Annotated in this window: 13 protein-coding genes, 1 pseudogene and 2 riboswitches; of the genes and pseudogenes, 4 read left to right on the top strand and 10 right to left on the bottom strand. The window is 40.8% G+C overall.

Annotation, left to right across the window (positions count from 1 at the left end):
• From ACIQYG_RS00395 to splB, 5 genes and pseudogenes are all read right to left on the bottom strand, one after another.
• Nucleotides 1-4,560 (bottom strand): amino acid adenylation domain-containing protein, encoded by a 4,560-nt coding sequence (locus ACIQYG_RS00395; protein ID WP_402835011.1) that lies wholly within the window; start codon nt 4,558-4,560, stop codon nt 1-3.
• A gap of 14 nt (nt 4,561-4,574) precedes the next feature.
• On the bottom strand, nt 4,575-5,822 hold the full coding sequence (locus ACIQYG_RS00400; protein ID WP_402835476.1) for an MFS transporter: 1,248 nt from the start codon (nt 5,820-5,822) through the stop codon (nt 4,575-4,577).
• 99 nt (nt 5,823-5,921) lie between these two features.
• Nucleotides 5,922-6,855 (bottom strand): annotated as a pseudogene (locus tag ACIQYG_RS00405) (M9 family metallopeptidase N-terminal domain-containing protein); the annotation flags it as partial.
• A 1,175-nt stretch (nt 6,856-8,030) separates the two neighbouring features.
• On the bottom strand, nt 8,031-8,912 hold the full coding sequence (locus ACIQYG_RS00410; protein ID WP_402835012.1) for a patatin-like phospholipase family protein: 882 nt from the start codon (nt 8,910-8,912) through the stop codon (nt 8,031-8,033).
• A gap of 84 nt (nt 8,913-8,996) precedes the next feature.
• Entirely contained in the window at nt 8,997-10,022 is a 1,026-nt protein-coding gene (splB, locus tag ACIQYG_RS00415) for a spore photoproduct lyase (RefSeq protein ID WP_402835013.1), read from the bottom strand.
• Between the two features lie 137 nt (nt 10,023-10,159).
• Between splB and ACIQYG_RS00420 the strand changes: the two genes are divergently transcribed.
• The gene (locus ACIQYG_RS00420) at nt 10,160-10,345 is read left to right on the top strand and encodes a hypothetical protein (RefSeq protein WP_402835014.1); all 186 of its coding nucleotides are present in this window, start codon (nt 10,160-10,162) and stop codon (nt 10,343-10,345) included.
• Nucleotides 10,346-10,495: 150 nt separating this feature from the next.
• Here ACIQYG_RS00420 and ACIQYG_RS00425 read toward each other — a convergent pair whose 3' ends face one another.
• Both ACIQYG_RS00425 and ACIQYG_RS00430 read right to left on the bottom strand, forming a co-directional pair.
• Nucleotides 10,496-13,066, bottom strand: coding sequence for a vitamin B12-dependent ribonucleotide reductase (locus ACIQYG_RS00425; RefSeq protein WP_402835015.1), 2,571 nt, complete (start codon nt 13,064-13,066; stop codon nt 10,496-10,498).
• A 388-nt stretch (nt 13,067-13,454) separates the two neighbouring features.
• Entirely contained in the window at nt 13,455-14,291 is an 837-nt protein-coding gene (locus tag ACIQYG_RS00430) for a lipoate--protein ligase family protein (protein WP_402835016.1), read from the bottom strand.
• 202 nt (nt 14,292-14,493) lie between these two features.
• Between ACIQYG_RS00430 and ACIQYG_RS00435 the strand changes: the two genes are divergently transcribed.
• Entirely contained in the window at nt 14,494-14,877 is a 384-nt protein-coding gene (locus tag ACIQYG_RS00435; RefSeq protein ID WP_076365383.1) for a rhodanese-like domain-containing protein, read from the top strand.
• A gap of 139 nt (nt 14,878-15,016) precedes the next feature.
• Here the strand turns inward: ACIQYG_RS00435 and gcvPB are convergent, their stop codons facing one another.
• Genes gcvPB through gcvT form a run of 3 tightly spaced genes read right to left on the bottom strand, consistent with a single transcriptional unit; the run spans nt 15,017 to nt 18,937 of the window.
• Entirely contained in the window at nt 15,017-16,474 is a 1,458-nt protein-coding gene (gene gcvPB, locus ACIQYG_RS00440) for an aminomethyl-transferring glycine dehydrogenase subunit GcvPB (RefSeq protein ID WP_076365381.1), read from the bottom strand.
• The gene (gcvPA, locus tag ACIQYG_RS00445; RefSeq protein ID WP_402835017.1) at nt 16,467-17,813 is read right to left on the bottom strand and encodes an aminomethyl-transferring glycine dehydrogenase subunit GcvPA; all 1,347 of its coding nucleotides are present in this window, start codon (nt 17,811-17,813) and stop codon (nt 16,467-16,469) included. Before gcvPA ends, gcvPB begins: the two co-directional genes overlap by 8 nt.
• A gap of 17 nt (nt 17,814-17,830) precedes the next feature.
• Complete coding sequence (gene gcvT / locus ACIQYG_RS00450; RefSeq protein WP_402835018.1) at nt 17,831-18,937, bottom strand: glycine cleavage system aminomethyltransferase GcvT; 1,107 nt, start codon at nt 18,935-18,937, stop codon at nt 17,831-17,833.
• Between the two features lie 138 nt (nt 18,938-19,075).
• Nucleotides 19,076-19,159: riboswitch (glycine riboswitch) on the bottom strand.
• 3 nt (nt 19,160-19,162) lie between these two features.
• Nucleotides 19,163-19,250, bottom strand: a riboswitch (glycine riboswitch).
• A 375-nt stretch (nt 19,251-19,625) separates the two neighbouring features.
• Between gcvT and ACIQYG_RS00455 the strand changes: the two genes are divergently transcribed.
• Together ACIQYG_RS00455 and ACIQYG_RS00460 are read left to right on the top strand one after the other, a co-directional pair.
• Nucleotides 19,626-21,314, top strand: coding sequence for a DEAD/DEAH box helicase (locus ACIQYG_RS00455; RefSeq protein ID WP_402835019.1), 1,689 nt, complete (start codon nt 19,626-19,628; stop codon nt 21,312-21,314).
• Nucleotides 21,292-22,089 (top strand): YqhG family protein, encoded by a 798-nt coding sequence (locus tag ACIQYG_RS00460; protein WP_402835020.1) that lies wholly within the window; start codon nt 21,292-21,294, stop codon nt 22,087-22,089. Before ACIQYG_RS00455 ends, ACIQYG_RS00460 begins: the two co-directional genes overlap by 23 nt.
• The last annotated feature ends 19 nt before the right edge of the window (nt 22,090-22,108 follow it).

The raw sequence follows: 22,108 nt of genomic DNA on the forward strand, positions 1-22,108 counted from the left end.
TTACACCCTCTTCTTTGTTAATTTAAGTAATACTTTACTCAAGCTATCTTCCGTAAGTGCCTCTGCATCAGCAAAGTCAGATACTGTAAAAGCAGACTCTGTCGTTGGTGGATTTAACAGGAGTCGAAGCTGATTTAACATGCCCTTTGCTATCGCTTGAATTGTCAATCTGGAAAACTGTTCTCTACTATACATCCAAACAAAATGTAGCTCCTCATCTTTTACCATACCGACAACATCAATCGGGTGAGATGGTTTCGATTCTGGAGCATGGTCTAAGCGTGTAAATCCTGTCTCCTGCATAAACAAAGATTCTTTGGAAAACACTTGATCAAATTGTCCCAAATAGTTAAAGCTTATCGATGGTTTTTGCTGCTGATAGATCGGAAGCAATTCTCTGCTCAAGTAAAGTAAAATACCATAATCAATGCCATGATTCGGAATTCGACGCAATTGATCTTTCACAGCCTTTAATCCCTCAATAGGTGTCGTTGTTCCTTGAAGATCAAAGTGAACCGGATAAATACTTGTGAACCAACCCACTGTCCGCGATAGGTCAACGCCTTCGATCATCTCTTCTCTCCCATGTCCTTCCAAGTGAACAGAAAGCTTATGCTGATTTGTACAGTCGGCTATAGCTTGTACTAATGCCGTCATTAGTACCTCGTTAATCCGTGTTTTATAAGTCGCCGGAACTTCTTGTAACAACGCATGAGTCTCTTCTGCTCCCAACGTCACCGTCACTTGATCAGTCGATGCTTCTGTCGTTTCCTGTATAGGATAGTCCATCGGAATCGTCATCACTTGTTTTGCTGCCTGTTCATGCCAATAATCTTGTACTTCTTTTGAAATATCTGACTCACTGTATGCCTGTAGTCGTTCCGACCATTCTTTAAAGGATGTACTTTTCGCAGGTAACCGAACTTTCTGACCTTGTTCTATCTGGTTGTATACGGCCTGTAAATCTTCCAATAGAATTCGCCATGATACCCCATCTACTACTAAATGATGAACCGTCCAGAATAATCGATCGTTCCCATTCGAACCACCATCGAAGTACACTACTCTCATCAATGGACCTGTAAGTAAATTGAAACTGGCTTGAGTGATATCCATCTCATCTTGTATCACTTGATTCCACGCTTGTTGATCAGCATCGTTTCGCTTTATCACACGAAGTACAGACTGTTCATCAATCCCCTCATTTCTCTGCTTCCAGGTTCCATTGGGCAATTGTCCATATCGGAAACGTAAGGCGTCATGATGCTTGAGTAAGTTTAATAGCGCTTCCTCTAGTAACTCCACATTCAATCTCTCTCTTACTCTCAAAAGCATCGACTGATTCCAATGTTGTGGATGCGGATGATCTTGCTCGAAGAACCAGTACTGGATCGGGGTGAGCGGTACCTCTCCCGTCACAACACCCTGCTCCGCTTGCACTCCCTGATCTTCTTTGACTACTTGTGCCAACTCGGCAATCGTTGGGTGATCAAACATTTGCTTGGGTGTAAGTTTTAAGCCCAATTGACTCGCTCCTGATATGATTTGAATGCTGAGAATCGAGTCTCCACCAATTTCAAAGAAGTTATCATGGATTCCCACCTTTTTAATCCCTAATATTTGTTTCCAAATGGTAGCCAGTGTTTCTTCGTTACTATTCCGGGGGGCAACACATTCACTTTCAATTTTCCTCTCCCCTGGTACATGTAAGGCCTCACGATCAACTTTACCGTTAGCAGTTAGTGGAATGGCTTCCATCATCACAAATTCTGAAGGAACCATATAGCTTGGTAGTTCCGCCTTGAGATAATCTCTCCATGCACCTACATTCCCATCACCCACGACATATGCCACTAATCGTTTATCACCTGGCTGATCTTCTCGCACGATTACAACAGCCTCTTTTATGGATGTATGCGCGTGTAAAGCAGATTCAATTTCCCCGAGTTCAATTCGGAAACCACGGATCTTCACCTGGTGATCAATTCGCCCAAGATAATCCAGATTTCCGTCAGGCAAGTATCTCGCTAAGTCTCCTGTCCGATATAATCGCGCTGCCGGGTCACTACTGAATAGATGAGGAATGAAACGTTCTGCTGTCAATTCGGGTCTGTTTAAATACCCACGTACGAGTCCTGCTCCACCAATATATAGTTCGCCAGTTACGCCAATAGGCACAGGCTGTTGACAAGCGTCTAGAACATACACTTCTAAATCTGGAATCCGCTTTCCGATATTACTTTTTGAAGAATGCTGCACATCATCTTGGGTAATTGGATTATAAGTAACATGAACGGTAGTTTCTGTAATTCCATACATATTGATTAGCTGTGGCTTCTGCTCTCCATATCTTTGAAACCATGGTAGCAAGCTGGTAGGATCGAGTGCTTCCCCACCAAATATGACATAGCGCAGATTCAAGTTTTTATTCTCATCTTCTTGTTCACACACCTGTATCAATTGTCGGAATGCGGATGGTGTCTGATTAAGAACCGTAACCTCTTCCTTTACTAACAGTTGATAGAAATCCTTGGGCGATCGACTGATCCAGTAAGGAACAACGACCAATCTACCACCATAGAGCAATGCCCCCCAAATTTCCCATACCGAGAAGTCAAACGCATAAGAATGGAAAAGCGTCCAAGTATCTTTTTCATCAAACTGATACCAGCATTCCGTTGATTTAAATAAACGAATCACATTGTGATGCTCTACCATAACTCCCTTCGGATTCCCTGTTGATCCTGAAGTATAAATCACGTAAGCGAGGTGTTGAGGACTAACATCAGAAATCGGTAAAGCAGTACTTTCTTTCTCAATTTCAACTTGATTTCGATCAAGACAAATCGATTTGATATTCTCTGGTAACCATTTCGATCCTTTTAAACTTTCTTGCGTTACGACCAACTGAATGCTAGCGTCCTCTAAAATATACTGAAGTCGCTGCTCTGGATATGTTGGATCTAGTGGAACATAAGCTCCGCCAGCCTTCAGAATTCCCAAAATACCTACAACCATTTCAGGAGAACGTTCAACACAAAGTCCAACCAACGAATCGGGTCCTACTCCTTTTTTCTGCAGATAGTGAGCTAATTGATTCGCACGTTCATTAAGCTCCCTATAGGTAAGCCTCTCCTTTTCATACATAACTGCAATGGCATTGGGATGAAGCGTCGCTTGCTGCTCAAACAGCTCATGAATGGTTGCTTGAGGTGGAAAGTCAAGCTTAGGATCATTGAACTCTACTAAACTTTTTCTTTTATCCACTTCTGAAAGGATTTCAATCTCAGCAACCTTCTGTTTCGGATTTTTAAATGTGTTTTCCATTAATGCTAGCATGGTGTTAAAAAAGCGAATCATCTCTTCTTTGGAAAATAATTCTTCACGATAATCAATATGTACTTGCAAGGAGTCTATATCAGTCAAGTTTTCGATATGTACTGCAAAATCTTGTACTTCTTCACGATTTGGAATCCAAAGAGAGTCACCACTTTCACCACGCTCTCTATAATCGATCGTAGTTCCAAAAAGTCGAACATTACTGTTATTCTCTTGATTCATCTGCTTTAATAACAAATCAAATGGATATTTCTGATGTCTTAATACTTTACGTTGCTTCCTCGACACTCGACCAATAAATGAGAGTACTTCTTCATCAGGATCGATATCCATTCTCAGAGGAACTGTACTCACCATCATTCCAATTAATTCCCGCTCCATTTTAGTCATACGATTGCCATAAGCCATTCCCAAGGCAATATCAAGCGACGAGGTCCAACGATACATCGACAACGAAAGCGCAGCAACAAAAAGAGTATATATACTAAATCCGTAATGATCAGAAAATTCTTCTAACCCCCTCTTTGAATATTCAGATAATTCGAACGTCTCACGTGATGCTCTCGTACTGACTTGGTAAGCATTATAGGGTTTCAATCCCGTTACGGATGGAAGTGTTTTGAATTCCTCTAACCAGAAGCTTTGATCTTTTTGAAAACGACTGCTGTTCAAGTACGTCTGTTCATTGACTAAAAACTCAACATATGAGTTTTTAGGGATGTTCATATCTTTCTCACTATGAAACTCATGATAATATTTAGCAATCTGACTAGTCCAAATTTGGATTGATAAACCATCCATGATAATGTGATGAACATTGCCAAAGACGGCACACTCATTATCGCTTATTTTTATTAAAGCAAAATAGTATAATTCAGAATCAAATAACGTAAACGTCTCTTGCGCCTTCTGCTCAATCCATTTTTCCAGCAAATCGGAATCTCTCACGGAACTGAGGTCGAAGAAGTCAAATTTTCGTTCTTGATGTTTAACAAAATATTGCTCAGGTTCCTGGTGCCTATTTTCTTTCAGCCTGATACACAGACCATCATTTTCACTGATGACACGATTCACGGCTCGATTTAATATCGAATAATTCATTTTTCGATTGATCTTGAACAAGAATTTCAGATTACATATCCCTTTACCTGAATTAATAAATTCTGTATACCATATTCTCCTCTGTGGATGACTTAAAGGATAACACTCCTCATTGGACATAAAAAATTCTCCCTTCAAAGATGATTTACACTTATGGGTTCGTGTTTAACCCAAAAATATTTTTGTAATAAGACCCCAATTACTCCAATAATGATGAGCCCAATACCCACATAAAAATAGAGTTGAGTTACTCCGAAAATGTGAACCAGTGGTCCGCTCATAGCAGGAGAAATGATGAGGACTGCATTTGCTAAACTGCTTTGAATCCCAAATACTCTTCCGACCTGTTCTTGATGAGATTCTATTTGCAAAATGACTTGATTGGATACAAGCATAAGTCCACTTCCAAAACCAGCAATAAAACTAATCAGATAGCCAAAAATGAGGGATGTACCGGGACTTATCAGACCAATCCCACCAAAGCCAATTCCCATTAAAGCGATGCCTCCACATAATACCCAACCATATTGAAAATGTTTCAATTTCTGAGTTAAGAATGCACCAATTATTCCCCCAATACCAATAATAGAAATGATGTATCCCATTTTACTCTTATCATTTGGGAACAAGCTCTTAAATAAAGTAGGGAACTGTGAGTCTACTAATTGTAATACTGCCATAGCTATTGTAAAGAAAATCATGGTTGATAATATCATCCGATTGGATAATACATAAACCCAAGCTTGTAACCAAGCAGTCCAAGTACTTTGCTGTTGCTTTTCTACCTGTTCTCTTGACAGAGATTCCTTTAACCTTAATGTCGGCAACAGAACCAAAGCAGCTAGAAAACAGCATATTGCCCTTATAACCAGACAAAAATCTGGCTGGAACCAGCCCAGTAACATTCCTCCTATAAGTGGACCCACTATTTTGGTTCCTTGCTCAACTATCCCATTGATACTTACCGCTTTGGTAAGCAGATCAGGGGAAACAATCTTTCGTGTTAATGTTTGCTGTGCAGGATAATAGAAAACGGTGAAAATGGAACGAATCATTAATACTAACAAAAGCCAATGAATATTTTGGACAAATAAAAGAACAATTGTTAATAGACCAACCATAAGATTACAAAACATCATAATTGGAATTTTTCTAAAGCGATCAGCAATCACACCTGCCCATGAACTAAATAAAATTCCAGGTAGTGCATACGCAACGGGAATCAATCCAATCATGGTGGGGTCTGCTTCCCATTCAAAAGCAACAATGGTCATAATGGCTAACATGTCAATAAATACTCCGAGCATAAGCAGTGAATACGCAGAAAAAACTTGTAAATAAATTGTATTTCCCCATAGCCCTTTTGAGTCGGTAGTTTTCATAAAAACGAGCTCCTTAAGTTTACTAAAAAAGAACAACGATAGGTCATTCCAACTCTCTAGCCAGTTAGCTTCAAAGCTCGTGTGATATAGCTGACTGGCTGGATTACTATGGAGTCCGCCTAAACGTCCTGCATAATAAATGCCATTATTAATTAACCAACCATTTTCATCTGTCACATTATGTATGAGGGCAATTTTACTAACCTCGTTTATGAAGGCATCAATCTTTCCATACCACATCGTCGTATTAGCTTCTTTACCTGTTTCTTGCAAATAGGACTGTATGTCATAATCAATCCCTTGCATTAAATCATATATAGCTTGTCCTTTTAAACGATCGCTTTCATATGTAGAGAGATTTTCATTATACCGTTTTAAAAATCTTCGTCGCATACTGTACTATTTCAGCATCAATAGAAGCATTTCCCTTAAGAAGCTACCACTTTATCTTGCTGACCTGTTACCTTGTTTAAAGTTTGGGTTCTTAGCCATTTCCTTTAATGCCGATAAACACTTATCGTGGAAGCTTCTCTCATTTAAATAGCATAGTTCGTTATTATAAAATCCTATATAAAAAGCAGAACGTTATACCTCAACAAATGTTTCGATTCCCTTTGAATCATCTTTCGTAAAAGTACTTCCTTTTTTCCCTAATTCATTGATGATAAGTTGCATGCGCTCTTTATTTTGATAAAACTTTTGTTTCCTAACTGAATTGGGATATGTCTGTAATTTGATTCCAGTGAATATTACCAAGCTTATCAATTAGCTCACTATCACTCATTCTTAAGCTCTGCTATCGAGTTCTGTTGCTCCAATTGCTTCGTTTCAGCGCGTTTAATAATTGGAGCTGGGCGTTGTGAAAAATCTGCTATTTTAATCATTTTTCAAATGATAAGGTTTCATCAGCCTTTGAAGAATGTACAATTTCATCTTTTGGAATTTCTATGCCATCAGGTTTCATTTGTAATACATTATAAGGCGTTTTATCTGTTGCTATTTCTTCTTGTAACCCTCCTAATGATAGTGCCATTGTACTAATCCCAATTAACACTTGATTGAGTTTTATTTTTTTTCATAACAAGCTCTCCTCTGGTACTATATTGCTCTTCTGAAAATAACATATTATGTAATAAAAACAATATAAAATTCCATATTTGTTAAAATTTTCTTATATAATTTGAACTCTTAGACACAATTTAGACCAAATCAGTACCCCTCTATGTTCTATTTTGTAAGAGAATGAGTAAGCTATCCTTACAAACACTGAGTTCCGTGGAGCTAATTTGAACCTACTAAGAAAAACGACATGGAAGCAGAGCTTTGGTCAGCAAGTAAATGGGGAGTAGATATGAGAACAATCATTCCATACAAGGTGTTGACTTGTCTGATAAAAGTTTTTCTGCTAGACAGTTGCTTTTGTTCTGGATTCTCAAAAAGTCACGTTTATTAAACCGCCTCTTAGATTAATTGTGGTCCAGCCAACAAAACTCGGAAAACATACGCTAAACGAATTTAAACCTAAAAAAAGGCGGTTGTTTCCTGTACGTTAAGGAACACCGACTTTTTAGTTGGCTTCTTCATGTAAAGTAATAGTTGAAGAAGAGATAGCATATGCCTAATGGTTTAATCCCTCATAATGATACTTTCCCAAAGTTTTTTAGTCGTTAAAAGCCTCTGCATTTTGTTCTTGTAGATGCCAACCTGACGTGTAAAAGTATTCATTAATTTTGATTCGATCGGACATAACGCTAGGATTGGTAAGTCATTTATAGTTTTTAACATCTTTTTTAACAACCCTTGCCCCCGATAAACCTCATTTAAAGCAAATTGATATAGCGAAATGCTATTGGATGTTTTTTTCTGTAAAATCGAAAAGCTCCTACTACTTGACCATCGACTATCGCCACAATCATTTGTTTTCTTCTTATAGCTGCTCTAATTCTGAGGGGCAAAAAAACTCTTAAGAATAAACCCGCTGTTATTATGATCTAAATTGTTTTTGAAGAAGGATACGACTTATGGTGCATGGTTTATATCAGCTAATTCTATCTGCACCTTCCCCCCTTGAATCGTCTACACTTATCTGTAGTGAGTTAATTGCAGACGATTCAACTTCTATTTTAAAACAAACAAGACCGTAGACAAACTCAATTTTATCGAGTTTGTCTACGGTCTGAATCGGACTTATTTTTAAGAGCCCGATTTTTAATAAGTCCATTTTTTAAGGAATTCTTTCGTGCACTGCCTGCCCCTATTGATCAATTCACCCTTTTTTTCATCATTCAGGTTGAAATCCATTGCAGAAATTCCCTTCATCGGGATAAATACAATGTTATGGACGTGTTTCTTGGAAATATACCGTGCATCGTGGGCATCTTTCATCGTTTTGAATAGTGCGGAGAACAATTCAACCGCATTATCCACCTCATGCGGTTTCCATATCTCATCGACGCTTAACCGCAAGCCAATGACCGGTCTTTCCTTTCTTACATGATCTGAATTGAATAACCACATTGGAAAATTGCTTAACACACCTCCATCAACAAAAAGGAACTTGCTTTTTCCGACATTAAGTTTGACTGGCTCAAAGAAATAAGGAATGCTACAACTCATTCTTACTGCCTTAGCCACTGGAAAAGCGCCCGGATCTATTCCATAATTCGGTAAATCATCAGGCAGTACGACCAATTTCCCATTTGAAATGTCAGAGGTTATGATACGGAGTGATTTCGGTCGAACATCCTTAAAGGTGATTACATTCCTTTCGGCAAGTTTACCGGCGACCCAGGCTTCCAAAGCGTTGCCTTTATAAAGGCCCAGTTTCCAGTATAAAAGGAGCCATTTGGCAAATGGGATAGGCAAAAGACCACGCCTTTTATCCAGCAGGCCGCTTAAATCTATATCAAGAAAAAGCTTTTCCATTTCTTTTCCCGTGTACCCAGCTGCTACGAAAGCTGCAATGATGGATCCTGCACTCGTACCTGCTGTTCGATGGAATACAAATCCCTTTTCTTCTAATTCCTGCAGGGCTCCCACTAAACCATAGCCTTTAATCCCGCCTCCGGAAAAAACGCCGTCAATAATCATAGCTGCCCTCCCCTAATCCGGTCTTTACATTTCTAAGCAGGATTAGAGCGATTTATGACAGTTTTAAGAAGAATTTGCCTTGATTCAGGTAAAATACTGAATTTCCGCTTTCGGGAAGAATTCCGCAATATACCCACGAATGGTCGTTTCCAGTTCTGCGGCTTCTTCTTTTTGATAAACATATTTACCAATTCCATATCGGCCCCATTTATATTTACGCTTCGTTTCATCCAGTTCCAATTTTGTTTTCGGGTAGTTTTTTTGAATCACTTTTTTTGCTGGACCAGTAAACCGATGCTGGATTAATTCGAAAGTCAAGTCAGGGATATCCACCCCTTTTAAAGCCTCACTCAACCGTTCGAATAATTCATGGTAGCCCTCCTTCCATTCTTCATGACGGTATATTGGAGCAACGATAAAACCCAGGGGATATCCGGCACCTGCCACTTTACGTGCCGCTTCCATCCGTTCTTCGAAGCTTGAAGTCCCGGGTTCGAAATTCTTTATCACATAACGTGAATTTATACTGAAGCGAAATCTCGTTTTTCCATTATGTTCAGCATCCAACAGATGGTCGACATGATGGAATTTAGTGACGAACCTTAGAACCCCATATTCACTTTTCCCAAAATACTCTATGGCCCTTTTTAACGAATGTGTCAAATGATCAATTCCGACGATGTCCGATGTACAGGCTGCCTCAAAACGAGTAATTTCAGGCTTTCTCTCATTTATATATTTTTCGGCTGCCTCGAAAATCTCGTCAAGATTCACATATGTCCGAATATATGGCTTTGATCCGAGTGTCGTCTGTAAATAACAATAGTGACAATGCCCCATGCACCCTGTGGCAAGAGGGATGGCATATTCAGCAGATGGCTTTGAAGAATCGAATTTCAATGTTTTTCTGATACCTACCACGAGCGTCGATTTGGCGACACGATATTTTTGCAGATCATTTTCTCCAGGAAGATCCCTAATTTGGTTATGCGATGTGGTCTCACGGATTTCAATGTTCAAACCTTCGAAATTCTTTTTCAATTCCCGACCGAGCGGGTATTCCAGTGCCCTGGGCTCGATATAAACTAACTGTGGCATAAATGGTTTCATTTCGATCTCCATTCTTTTTTCGATTTGTTCATACTTTCAATCGAACTACACAATCTAATTCATAAGGATAGGTTTTCTTTATTCTTTTATCCTCATGATTGTTTTTACTTGGAAATTCAAAATGAAGGAGATGCGATATGACTAATAAACGAGAATTCTTGACAAATGGAATGGGGAAACAAACGATCACCGTCCAAACGGATAATAAATTTCCAAATCCAAGGAATATACCTGGAGACTCGGTCGATAAATTTTCGGTATTAAAAGATGGCAACCAATATCTAGCCGAAAAGGAAATAGGGCAGCAAAATGAAAATGGTTGATTGAACACGAAAAGAAGACCGAATTTACGATGATTCGGTCTTCTCTATTGGTATTTAATTGAACAGACTGTCACTACCCTGCATTTATGACTCTAAAAAAAGCCGTTAAGATAGCTTTTCAGCATACTTAACGACTTCCTTTCGATCAGCTTATAGCCCGCATTTCAATTGCGCTCCGCAATTCGTGCAAGTATTGCATCCGCCCATTTCCTGAACTTCACCTTTACGGCATACCGGGCAAGTGTTACCCACTTCCGAACCAATCGTAACATTCGTCGAACGCAGCTCATTAATCGTATCGACCAATACAACTTTTTTCTTTTCTTCCACATCTGTCAATTCATCCATTTCAAGCTGCTCGTCCATTTGGTTTTCTTCCGCTTTGAGCGTAAGGACCTGACTGTCACGACTGCCATCCACATATACCGTACCGCCTTTTGCTCCGCCTTTGTATAGACGTTCATATACCTTTTCAACTTGTTCGACAGTATATCCTTTTGGAGCATTGACCGTCTTGCTGATTGAGCTGTCAATCCAGCGTTGGATGATGCATTGAACATCAGCATGTGCTTCCGGAGCTAATTCCATAGCGGAAATGAACCATTTTGGAAGCTCTTCTGTATCGGCTTCTGGATGGCGGTCCAAGTATTCCTGTACAATGTCAGCCTTAACTTCAATGAATTTACCAAGACGGCCGCTGCGGAAATACGTGAAGGAGAAATATGGTTCAAGACCTGTTGATACCCCAACCATCGTTCCTGTGCTTCCCGTAGGAGCCACTGTCAATAAATGAGAGTTACGGATCCCATGTGCAGCAACACTTTCCCTGATATCTTCCGGCATTTTTTCCATAAATCCGGTTTGTGTGAAACGTGTTCTAAGCTCATTGGTTTCTTTGTCCGTTGACCCGATCAGGAACGGGAAACTGCCTTTTTCTTTAGCAAGCTCCACGGAAGCCCTGTAAGCTGTAGTCGCAATCGTTTCAAACACCTTGTCCACAAGGATATTTCCTTCTTCAGAGCCATATTCCGTTTCACAGTAGATCAACAGGTCATGCAGACCCATTACACCAAGTCCAACCCGTCGCTCTCCCAGTGCCTGTTTTTTGTTTTCATCCAAGAAATAAGGAGTTGCGTCAATGACATTGTCCTGCATGCGCACACCGACTTCAACTGTCTGCTTAAGTTTCTCGAAATTAACCGTTTTGCTATCTTTATCAGCCATTTCAGCCAGATTGACAGCCGCAAGGTTACATACTGAATATGGGGCCAATGGCTGTTCTCCACAAGGGTTCGTGGCAACGACCTGTTGACCATATGCTTTGGCATTCGTCATTTCATTAGCATTATCGATAAAGAAAATACCTGGTTCGGCAGAATATGTTGCACAAATGTTTATTAAGTTCCAAAGCTCTTTAGCGCGGATTTTACGGTAAACACGGACTTTATGACCCATTTTCTCCCATTCGCGAACATCACCGACATTATGCCATTCTTCATTGTAAATGGCCATTTCTTCGGCAGTATAGCTTTCAACATCAGGAAAACGCAATTCATATTCCGCATCTTGTTCCGCTGCTTCCATAAATTCCTTAGTCAGGCAAATAGAGATATTGGCTCCGGTCAGGAAATCTGAATTATGGACACTGTACGTTCCACCTGTACGGATCTTTTCCTCGGCATCCCTAATGATTTTTTCGCTGAACCCACCTTGGCCAGGAATCTCCTTATAATTGATGATCCCTTGATACATAGCCGTTTCCTGTTCCGTGTGCGGCGTGAATTTCAATTTATCCGTCGCATATTTCTTGATGGCTTCATCTTTAGTGTTTTCCACTAGGTAACGCAGGATCCTTGGATTTTGCATTTTGGAAATGATGAACTCTGCAATATCAGGATGCCAATCAGCAAGCATGATCATTTGCGCGCCTCGTCTGCTACCGCCCTGTTCAACAAGATGCGTCAGTTTTGCAATATCGTCAAGCCATGACACTGAACCCGAGGATTTTCCATTTACCCCTTTTGCCAGAGTGTTTCTTGGACGAAGTGTCGATCCGTTCGTACCCACTCCGCCGCCGCGGCTCATGATTTCCATCACTTGTTTCCTATGTTCTGAAATACCTTCGCGTGAATCCGGTACGAATGGCATTACATAGCAATTGAAATAAGTAACATCCGTATTGGAACCCGCACCGTATAATACTCGGCCTGCCGGGACGAAATTAAGGTTCTTTAATTCTTCATAGAATTTATTGAACCATTCCGTCCTTTTTTCTTCCGTGGTTTCCACTGATGCCAATCCCGTTGCATTACGTTTCGCAATTTGTTCATAGTATATTTCAAGCGGCTTTTCGATTATATCCAGCGGACGGTTTACAATTCCCGTCTCCATTTCCTCCGGATTATCCAATACGCCACGGAATTCTTCATCCACCAATACCTTGGCTTTTTTGGTTTCCCAATCAATTTCAACGATGTAACCGAGACCCCTTGCCGGGAATTTCGGATCTTCCTTAATCGTCAAAACGACGAAATCGCCTGCCGAGAGTGTGATTTTTTCAGTATCCTTAAAAGAATAGCGGTCAAGCATGACTAGACGGGACACTCCCTTATGCGCCATTTTCATATCAGCAGTTACAGGGTGAACCTGGGGAAATAAAGAAATATCCTTATTCAACCTTTCTAGATCAACCTTTAAAGCTTCTTTTATTACAACCGACATAATTCCCTCTCCTTTATATGTTTCAAGATCCGTTCTTGCTGCCGCAAAAATCCTTATGTAACCTTACATGTCCGTTTCGCTTAACAAGTACCCTAAATTTATCATAGCGAAACTCAAAAATCAATATATAGTGTCGCATTAAATATTTCAACTACTATATATTGTGTTTGTTTTGAATAACTTTTAATTTTGTCAAACGTTAAATCAATTAATATAGTTAGCAAAAGGGAGGAAAATGTCGATTAACGATATTTTTTCATCAGATTTCAATTAATTTGGACCTTGCTTTTTCCCCATCCCTTTCAGGGCTTATCCCTGCAAGGGATGTGTTATTTGGTCAAACAAATCTGAAAAAACTTTTTTATTATCCACTCTAATTATGCTTCCTCTATCTCATGAAATTCCATTCATCGCTTTCATATTTGCTTTCTGCAATGGCCTTCACTTCCAGCAATTGCTTTTCGGTGAGGACGTATGGCTCTAAATCAATCGAAAGTCCTTCGGCAAAACCTTTTTCAAAAGCTTCTTTCGCTTCAGGGATGGTAATCTTTCTCCCGGCAATGTCATTTATGGCCACAGCTTTGTTTTTTAGGTTTTTTTGCATTCTTTCTTTAACCCTGTCATTTGAGAATTTAAATACGCTAAAGAGCTTATCATCATCAAGTTCAAGCAAAATGGACCCGTGCTGAAGGATGACGCCTTTTTGCCTGGTTTGAGCGCTGCCAGCGACCTTCCTGCCCTCAACGACCAGTTCATACCAGCTTGGAGCATCAAAACAAACGGAAGACCTGGGCGATTTTAAAGCCGCTTTTTCCTGATCGCTTCGAGGCACGGCAAAATAAGCATCCAATCCCAGATTCCTGAACCCCATTAATATCCCTTCAGAAATGACACGATATGCTTCAGTAACGGTAGTTGGCATTCCCGGATAGGATTCTGGAACGATTACGCTATAAGTCAATTCATGCTCGTGGAGTACCGCTCGTCCTCCTGTTGGCCTGCGAACAAAACCAAGGCCCTGCCTTTTGACCTCTTCCATATCAATTTCGGCTTCTGCCTTTTGAAAATAACCGATCGACAATGTCGCTGGATCCCAGCCGTAAAAGCGTATGATTGGCGGAATTTCCCCTTTGCTTTGCCAGTTTAACAGCGCTTCGTCCAGCGCCATGTTAAAAGCCGGTGAACAATACCCCGAATCTATAAAACCCCATTTTTCTTTAGTCATCTTTACCCCTCGTTTCGATAGACTGTTTTTCAATCCCTCACAAAAAACTCACATGTAGTAGTTTAACAGACTTTAACACTCTAAAAAAGAAAGTGCTATCAAGTCATGAAGAATTTTGATGAAAATTCTTTTTGATTATTGGGTAAAGCAATTATATAATAAAGATTGTCTGTATTCGTTAAGGTAGAAGGGAGTTTTATGTTTGGAAATATTATATACACTGCTCATCATCTTAGGAGTGGTTATTGCGTATTCACTTTTTAATTGGTACCGCCAGCGTAAAATCGTCAAAACACTAACACAGGACGAATTTATCGCTAACTACAGAAAAGTGCAGCTAATCGATGTGCGGGAACCGAATGATTTCGATAATGGTCATATCTTAGGCGCAAGAAACATCCCCATGACTCAAATGAAAACCCGCTTGGTCGAAATTAGGCCGGACAAGCCTGTATATTTGTACGCTCAAAGTGAAATCATCAGCGGCAGAGCAGCAGCCATGCTATACAAAAAAGGCTACAGGGAACTTTTTCACCTAAAGGGCGGTTTCAAGATGTGGACCGGGAAAATCAAAGCAAAGAAATAAGACCCCATCTCCGCATGGGCTCTTTTTAATTCAATAGCTCAAGTAAAAGAATGTTCCATGTTGTACTTTAATGAAATCTTACATAAACATGAAAAATCCCCGCCGGCAGGCAGGGATTTTTTTCGGTTAAGCTTCTAGTCTAGGCTTGATAACGTAAAACAGGTTTTCTTGCAGCAAGAGTTTCATCAAGCCGCTTTATAACGGTTGTATGCGGAGCTTCCTGAACGATTTCCGGGGTTTCTTCCGCTTCCTTGGCAATCTGGATCATCGCATCGATGAATGCATCCAACGTTTCTTTTGACTCGGTTTCAGTCGGTTCTATCATCATTCCTTCTTCCACGTTCAACGGGAAGTAAATGGTTGGAGGATGATACCCGAAATCCAGCAATCTTTTAGCTATATCGAGAGTCCTTACCCCCAATTTCTTTTGGCGGCGTCCGCTTAATACGAATTCGTGCTTACAATGACGATTATATGGTAAGTCAAAATAAGGTTCCAACCTGCGCATCATATAATTGGCATTGATGACCGCATTTTCGGTGACAGCTTTAAGGCCATCAGGACCCATTGAACGAATGTACGTATATGCCCTCACGTTTATCCCGAAATTACCATAATAAGGTTTTACCCTGCCAATGGATTGCGGACGATCATAATCAAGAACGAATTGCTCACCTTGTTTGACTACAAGAGGTTTAGGCAAGTAAGGGATCAAGTCCGACTTCACACCTACAGGACCAGAACCCGGGCCGCCTCCGCCATGAGGGCCTGTGAATGTTTTATGGAGATTTAAGTGAACAACATCAAAGCCCATGTCACCCGGCCGTGCTTTTGATAGGACTGCATTCAGATTCGCTCCATCATAATAAAGCTTTCCACCTGCGTCATGGACAAGTTGTGCCATTTCCAAAATGTTTTCTTCAAACAATCCCAATGTATTGGGGTTCGTCAGCATCAAGGCCGCCGTATCCGGACCGACAACACGCTTTAAATCTTCAAGGTCTACTAATCCATTTTCATCGGACTTCACTGTAATTGTTTCAAGTCCGGCAACAGTGGCAGAGGCAGGATTTGTACCATGTGCCGAATCAGGTACAATCACTTTCGTCCGTTCTGTATCGCCATTCGCTTCGTGAAAAGCGCGAATCATCATCAATCCTGTCCATTCACCGTGAGCACCTGCTGCAGGCTGTAATGTCACTTGGTCCATTCCGGTGATTTCCGTTAAGTGTTCCTGCAAATCAAATAATAGTCCCAATGCTCCTTGTACAGTAGCGGGATCTTGATACGGATGGATATGGGCAAAACCGTTGAAGCGTGCCACATTTTCATTTATTTTCGGATTATATTTCATCGTGCACGAACCCAGCGGATAAAAACCCGAATCCACCCCATGATTCCGTTTGGAAAGTGCTGTATAGTGACGCATGATATCCAGTTCGGACACCTCAGGAAGCTCTGCCTCTTCTTCACGGATGTAGTCGGCAGGAAGAATTTCTTCGAGCGGAATAGTTGCAACATCCATTTCTGGCAGACTGTAACCGATTCGACCGGAAGTACTGATTTCAAAAATGAGTGATTGATCTTGATTATTCATGTTGATCCCCCAATTCCTGCGCAAGTGCATCAATTTCTTCTTTTGTTCTTAGTTCAGTTACCGCAACAAGCATATGGTCTTTCAATTCAGGATAAACCGTCCCTAAATCGAAGCCGCCAATCATCCCTTTTTCAAAAAGGGTTTTATTGATTTCTGAAAACGGAGCAGGCAGTTTAATGACAAATTCATTAAACGAAGGACCTTCGAATATCACTTCCACCCCTTTTGCCATAATTGCTTTTTTCGCGTAATGCGCTTTTTGGATATTTTGCACGGCCATTTCTTTGACACCCTTTTTCCCAAGTGCGGTCATTGCAACAGAAGCTGCCAAGGCATTCAAGGCTTGATTGGAACATATGTTGGATGTGGCTTTGTCACGGCGAATGTGCTGTTCACGAGCTTGAAGCGTCAGTACAAACCCCCGTTTTCCATTTTCATCCACTGTTTGACCCACGAGTCGGCCCGGAACTTTCCGAACAAGTTTATTAGTAACGGCAAAATATCCACAATGAGGTCCACCGAATGCCGCTGGAATGCCGAATGGCTGAGCATCCCCCGTTACGATATCCGCACCGAGTGCACCAGGGGATGTCAAAGCTCCCAATGCAAGCGGATTACTGGAAACGATAAACATTGACTTGACGCCATGAATGATTTCTTCCATTTCTTTCAATGGCTCGATCCGGCCAAAAAAGTTCGGATATTGCACGATCACTCCTGCAATGTCATCATTCGCCAATTCCCTTAAAGCAGCTAAATCCGTCACACCGTCTTTATAAGGAATTTCGATCACTTCCACGCGTTGCCCTTTCGCATATGTCTTCACGACTTCTCTTGATTCAGGATGTACGGTTCCTGAAATGAGAATCTTCTTCCGCCGTGTCTGTCCTGAAGCGAGCATCGCTGCTTCAGCCAGCGCCGTCCCGCCGTCATACATGGAGGAATTAGCCACATCCATGCCCGTCAATTCACAGATCATCGTTTGATATTCAAAGATTGCTTGAAGCTCGCCCTGTGAAATTTCAGGCTGATAGGGTGTATAAGCCGTATAAAACTCAGAACGGGAAAGAACATGATCGACGATGACCGGAGCGTAATGGTCATAGACACCCGCACCAAGGAAGGAAGCATAGTTTTTAAGGTCAGCATTCTTGGCAGCAAGCCTTGATAATTCTTTCATTAACGCAGGTTCAGATTTGGCAGGCTTGATATCGTATTCTCCTTGAAAACGAACGCTTTCAGGGATATCATTGAAAAGTTCTTCCGCAGTGGATACCCCTATCGCTTCCAGCATTTCTTGTTTATCTTGCTCTGTCATGGGTAAATAACGATGTTTCATCTAATGACCATTCCCCTCTATTTACGTGGTTTTTTATAAAAAGGTGTTTGTATTATAACGGCTTTCAAACGTTTGGAACGGATTTCCACTTCGACTTCCGCATCCAGCACCGAAAATTCCTTATCGATAAGTACCAATCCAACGTTTTTCTTCAATGTTGGTGATTGGGTACCGGTCGTGACCTCGCCAATGACTTTATCACCGCTGTAGACCTTATACCCATGACGTGGAATGCCACGGTCAATCATTTCAATTCCCACAAGCTTGCGGGGAGCTCCTTTCTCCTTTTGCTCAGCAAGTACGGCTTTCCCGAAAAAATCAGCTTCCTTATCCACTTTTACTGCAAAACCAATCCCGGCTTCTATCGGGGTGATGTCCGCTGAAAGCTCCTGCCCATATAGCGGCAGTTTCGCTTCAAAACGCAGAGTATCACGAGCACCTAAACCTATCGGCTGAACCCCCTCTTCCTTTCCGGCATCCATAATCGCCTTCCAAAGGGCAGGGCCATTTTTACTGTCGCTATATATCTCAAAACCATCTTCACCAGTGTAACCAGTACGGGATACCAGCGTGGAGATACCGTTAATCATGACATTTTCCTTGAACTTGAAAAATCCAATTTCACTTAAGTCAGTATTTCCCGATAGTTTTTGTAATATCTTCTCTGCAGCTGGTCCTTGAAGTGCCAGCTGTGTATAGTCACTCGATACATTCGTAATTTGGACATCTTCCGCTAAATTAGCTTGCAGCCAATTGAAATCTTTTTCTGTATTCGCCGCATTGACCACGAGCAGATAGTCGTCCTCAGCCCTTTTATACACGATTAGATCATCAACCGTGCCTCCGTTTTCATAACACATGGCGGTATATTGGGCACCGCCCAGTTGCAGCTTTGAGATATCATTGGTCAGCATCTTCTGTAAAAAGGAAAGGCTTCCAGGACCCTTAACATCGACTTCCCCCATATGGGAAACATCGAATAACCCCGCTTTTGTTCGTACGGCTTCATGTTCGTCCTTTATACCCGAAAATTGGACAGGAAGTTCCCAGCCGCCAAAATCAATCGTTTTACCTCCGTATTCACGATAAACCTCAAATAGTGGTGTTCTTTTTAAATTGGTCAAAAAATGACCCCCTTCAGATTTTTTTAATTTAATTGGCTTCATTATCAAAAGCTTCTAGTCATTACGCATCAGATATAACCTGATTCATGATGTAAAAAAAGCACAAAAAAGGACAGAGAAAGCCCGTTTGAGCTTTTTCTCTGTCCTGAAACCTGAAAGTTTACCTATGTAATAGGTTTTCCCCTTTGGTGGCCGTCCCAAAACGGGCGGCGCTCTCCAGAGTTGCGTCCAATAAGAGTTCTTTTGCCTGAGAGATTCACTGCTAAGTTTGCTCCTTCGGCGCTACATCCGTAGTCTCTCCCCTTATCTTCACCCGCATATAAATGGTCTACCAATGAAGGGAAGCGAATAAGCCCCAAGCATCAGTTAAACCTTTGAGCATAAATGGAATGCATTCTCTGCCAATTCTCCTAAAACTTCAGAAACCGTTTGCTGATCTCCTTCAGTTATCTTGGATAAATTAGGAGCCTATAGCCCATACTAAGAAAACGCGAACTGCACAATCAATGTACAAACATTCTTAATAGCGATTGGAAATTGGAATTTTCTAAATATACTTATATCCTACCCTAAGAAACTTATCTCTGCAATATCTTTTGAAGAGAAATATTTTTCTTACTTCACATATGAAATGTTCGGGTTTTGACCTTATATTAAGGAAATTATGATTTAAGAGGGAGTTATTTCTATGAAAATCAATATATCCTTCAATTCTGAATGGAATGACGAGTTTCTGCAAAAGATGGAAAATGACGGTCCATGGGGAAATTGGGAGCTTTATAAGTTGGCGGTTCAAATGGAAGAAAATCTTATCATACCTGATTTTGAAGGTTTACAGGCGCCCAAGCACCTTCCGCAGTTAACCCCGCTTCCCCATCAATTGGAAGCAGCGAAGCAAGTGGTGGAAAAGATGAATGGAAAAGCCATTTTGGCTGATGAGGTAGGGCTAGGGAAAACAATTGAAGCAGGCTTGATCCTAAAAGAGTATATGATTAGGGGCCTTGTAAAAAAAGTATTGATCCTCGTTCCGGCTTCCCTTGTCTCACAATGGGCATTTGAATTGAATACCAAGTTTCATATTCCGGCAGTCGTTCAGAGAAAAAGTTATGTCTGGGACTCCTGTGATGTGGTCATTTCATCCATTGATACGGCGAAACGCGCTCCACATCGAGATATCATCTTCACTCAGGAATATGACTTCATCATTATTGATGAAGCTCATAAACTTAAAAATAATAAGACGAAGAACTATGAATTCGTCCAAAATCTGAAAAAGAAATTTTGTTTACTCCTGACAGCCACACCAATTCAAAATAAAGTCGAGGAGATTTTCCACCTCGTTTCATTATTGAAACCGGGCCACTTGGGAAATGCCTCACTCTTTTCGGAAAAGTATAAAGGTAAAGGCCGGAACATTATTGAAGATGAACACCTAAAGGAATTGGTCAACACTGTCATGATTCGAAACCGGCGGGCCGACACTGGCATTGAATGGACCAAACGGCATGTGGAAACCATCACCATTGAATTTTCTCCAACGGAACAAGCATTGTACGATGCTGTTTCCAAATTCAAGCCAATTTCGGATGGATCAAAAGGAAGCGCCTTTTCGGCTCTCACTCTCCAAAGGGAAGCATGCAGCAGCAGAGAGGCGGTCTTTTATACATTAAAAAATATGAGAGACAAATACGATCAGCCTTCCCCTGACTTTTTGGCAAAGCTTGATGATTTATTTTCTAAAGTGAATGAAACGGTTCAGAACTCAAAGGCTGAAAAAGCTTTGGAACTGATCAAGAAAATTGATGACAAAGTGATTATCTTTACGGAATATAGGGCGACTCAACTATATCTCCAATGGTACCTACAGCAGAACGGAATTTCTTCCGTTCCTTTCCGAGGCGGTTTTAAGCGCGGAAAGAAAGACTGGATGCGAGAATTATTCCAAAAGAATATACAGGTATTAATTGCAACAGAAGCTGGCGGGGAAGGGATAAACCTTCAGTTTTGCCATCACTTGATTAATTTTGACCTGCCATGGAACCCAATGAGGCTCGAACAGCGAATTGGACGGATTCACCGCCTTGGTCAGGAAGAAGATGTGATGATCTATAACTTTGCCACAAAAAATACAGTTGAAGAACATATACTGAAGTTACTATACGAAAAAATAAATTTATTTGAAAAAGTAATCGGTGAATTGGATGATATTCTAACCAAACTGGATATTAACAACATTGAAGAATATTTAATTGATGTGGTCGGCGAGTCCAAAACAGAGGGCGAAATGAAAATCAAGATGGATAACTTTTCATCGTTGATCCAATTCGCTCAATCAATGAAGGAAGGTGAGGTTCATGCAGCAACGGGAAATTCATGATTTTTTAATAACTTTCTTTAAAGCCAATGATTGTGAAATACTGGATAATGCACAAACCCACCTTACAGTGCAATTGACGATTGAAATGGATAAAGAATTAATGAACAGACCCTTTTATTGGCATTATCTAGAAAAAACAGGTGGCGTTCCGAACCCGGCACAGATAACTTTCATTACTGATCCAGAACAAGCTCCATCCGATTTAAAGGGAGAAATGATTCATTTTGGCTCCCCTCGCCTTCACCAGATTATTCAATCAACCAAAAAGCTGGCAGGGTATACTAGACTTTTTGAGGATACTCCTCCATCAAAAGGCAGAAATAACCCTTTGTTTCCTTGGCTGACCCTGAATGTGAAAATATCCTATCAATGTGACCGTAAAAAAGATACTTTCATGTCGATCGGATTGAATTTAATCTCGGGTGAAATATTGGAAGGGTTCCACCATCGGGTTTTACCGATTAACGTCACCCCAAAAATACCGGATTACTCCTTTACACTTTCACCTCTGATCATGCCCAAGAGTGGATTGGCAAGACTGGATACTTACATCAGAACCAGTTTCGAGGATGATGACCATTCCTGGGCGGAGGAAGCAATGCTGCGCTGGCAGAATGACTTGAATTTATTGGAGCATTTTTACAAGGATATGGACGAAAAAAGTGAGAGCTATTATACCGAAAAAGAAGCACTAAAAGCACAATATGAACCCAACATCAGAATATCCATCATCAACGGAGGATTATTTTACCTTTCAGATAGGGCGTTGGGATAAGTAAGTACGAAAAAAACAG

The organism is Peribacillus sp. NPDC096622 (assembly GCF_044762665.1).
Classification (GTDB): Bacteria; Bacillota; Bacilli; order Bacillales; family DSM-1321; genus Peribacillus; species Peribacillus frigoritolerans_B.

What these genes read in the sequence shown, in the direction of transcription:
- gcvPA (WP_402835017.1), bottom strand. Translation starts at nt 17,813, where the DNA reads ATGAAACATCGTTATTTACCCATGACAGAGCAAGATAAACAAGAAATG.
- ACIQYG_RS00430 (WP_402835016.1), bottom strand. Translation starts at nt 14,291, where the DNA reads ATGACTAAAGAAAAATGGGGTTTTATAGATTCGGGGTATTGTTCACCG.
- ACIQYG_RS00395 (WP_402835011.1), bottom strand. Translation starts at nt 4,560, where the DNA reads ATGTCCAATGAGGAGTGTTATCCTTTAAGTCATCCACAGAGGAGAATA.
- ACIQYG_RS00455 (WP_402835019.1), top strand. Translation starts at nt 19,626, where the DNA reads ATGAAAATCAATATATCCTTCAATTCTGAATGGAATGACGAGTTTCTG.
- gcvPB (WP_076365381.1), bottom strand. Translation starts at nt 16,474, where the DNA reads ATGAATAATCAAGATCAATCACTCATTTTTGAAATCAGTACTTCCGGT.
- ACIQYG_RS00410 (WP_402835012.1), bottom strand. Translation starts at nt 8,912, where the DNA reads ATGATTATTGACGGCGTTTTTTCCGGAGGCGGGATTAAAGGCTATGGT.
- ACIQYG_RS00400 (WP_402835476.1), bottom strand. Translation starts at nt 5,822, where the DNA reads ATGAAAACTACCGACTCAAAAGGGCTATGGGGAAATACAATTTATTTA.
- ACIQYG_RS00425 (WP_402835015.1), bottom strand. Translation starts at nt 13,066, where the DNA reads ATGTCGGTTGTAATAAAAGAAGCTTTAAAGGTTGATCTAGAAAGGTTG.
- ACIQYG_RS00460 (WP_402835020.1), top strand. Translation starts at nt 21,292, where the DNA reads ATGCAGCAACGGGAAATTCATGATTTTTTAATAACTTTCTTTAAAGCC.
- splB (WP_402835013.1), bottom strand. Translation starts at nt 10,022, where the DNA reads ATGAAACCATTTATGCCACAGTTAGTTTATATCGAGCCCAGGGCACTG.
- ACIQYG_RS00420 (WP_402835014.1), top strand. Translation starts at nt 10,160, where the DNA reads ATGACTAATAAACGAGAATTCTTGACAAATGGAATGGGGAAACAAACG.